Genomic DNA, 1,467 nt, shown 5'->3' on the forward strand with positions numbered 1-1,467 from the left:
GCGCGTCCGACCGGGAGCCCCCATGTCCGCCATCCCCGCCAGCGCAGGCCCCGCCGGCCGCGTCTACCGTTACTATGACTTCGTCATGGTGGCCTTTGTCACCGTGCTGCTGTGCTCGAACCTGATCGGCGCGGCCAAGGCGGCACAGGTGACGCTGCCCGTGATCGGCACGGTGACCTTCGGCGCCGGCGTGCTGTTCTTCCCGATCTCCTACATCTTCGGCGACGTGTTGACCGAGGTCTACGGCTACGGCCGCGACCGGCGCGTGGTCTGGGCCGGCTTTGCCGCGCTGGCTTTCGCCACCTTCATGAGCCTGGTGGTGCTGAACATGCCGGTCGCGCCCTTCATGGCGGACTACCAGAAAAGCCTGCAGGACGTGTTCGGCAACACCTGGCGGATTGCACTCGGCTCGCTGATCGCCTTCTGCTGCGGCAGCTTCACCAACAGCTACGTGCTGGCCAAGATGAAGCTGTGGACCTCGGGGCGGTGGCTGTGGACGCGCACGATCGGCTCCACGCTGGCCGGGGAGCTGGTCGACTCGTCGCTGTTCTACGTGATCGCCTTCTACGGCATCTGGCCGCTGGAGAAGGTGATCCAGGTGGCAGTGGCGCAGTACGTGCTGAAGACCGGCTGGGAAGTGGTGATGACACCGGTGACGTACAAGGTGGTGGGGTTCCTGAAGCGGGCCGAGAACGAGGATTATTTCGACCGCAATACCGACTTCACCCCGTTCCGCGTCCGCGTGTAGCGCTAAGGCACGCGCCGGTCCACCTCGTCCAGCGCCAGGTTTTCAAGGTGGCTGACATCGCCCCACTGCGCCAGCGTCAGGTGGCTGCTGTCGCTGCGTAGCCGGTTGACGCTGGCATTGAGCAGTTCATGCTGGCGCGGCGCTTCCAGCGTCATGCCGGTGGCCTCGCGGTACAGGCAGTCGAGCACGCCGCCGTGCGCCACCAGTGCGATACGCTCACCGGGATGCCGGCGCGACAGCGCCAGCACCACCTCGACCGCGCGCTCATGGAAGCCCAGCAGCGACTCGCCTTCAGGCGGTGCGTAGTCCGGAACGCGCGCCTGCCAGCGGGCGAAATCCTCGGGCAGGTGCTCGGCCACTTCGGCGTAGGTCTTGCCCTGCAGCGTGCCGTAGCTGCGCTCGCGCAGGCGCGCATCGGGGCGCACCTGCAGCCCGAGCACCTCGGCCAGCGGCGCAGCGGTTTCCATCGCACGCGACAGGTCGCTGGCATAGACCGCATCGATCGGCTCGCCCGCCAGCGCCGTGGCCAGCGCGCGCGCCTGGGCGCGGCCGGTCTCGTTCAGGGGAATGTCGAGCTGGCCCTGCAGCCGGCGCTCCCGGTTCCAGGCCGTTTCGCCGTGGCGGATCACGATCAGGTGGGTATAGGCCAGCGAATGCGGCCCGGGGCTTTGCGACATGCCGTTTCCTTCGGGATTTCCTTGAGGCCGGCCCCCCGCCGC

General features: G+C 67.8%; 2 protein-coding genes. One reads left to right on the plus strand and one right to left on the minus strand.

Going from position 1 to position 1,467, the window contains the following annotated elements:
• Window positions 1–22 precede the first annotated feature (22 nt).
• Entirely contained in the window at window positions 23–748 is a 726-nt protein-coding gene (locus tag AC3WON_RS12845; protein ID WP_010813895.1) for a queuosine precursor transporter, read from the plus strand.
• A 2-nt stretch (window positions 749–750) separates the two neighbouring features.
• Here AC3WON_RS12845 and AC3WON_RS12850 read toward each other — a convergent pair whose 3' ends face one another.
• Complete coding sequence (locus AC3WON_RS12850) at window positions 751–1,425, minus strand: histidine phosphatase family protein (protein ID WP_010813896.1); 675 nt, start codon at window positions 1,423–1,425, stop codon at window positions 751–753.
• Window positions 1,426–1,467 lie beyond the last annotated feature (42 nt).

Source organism: Cupriavidus sp. FW305-46 (assembly GCF_058787075.1).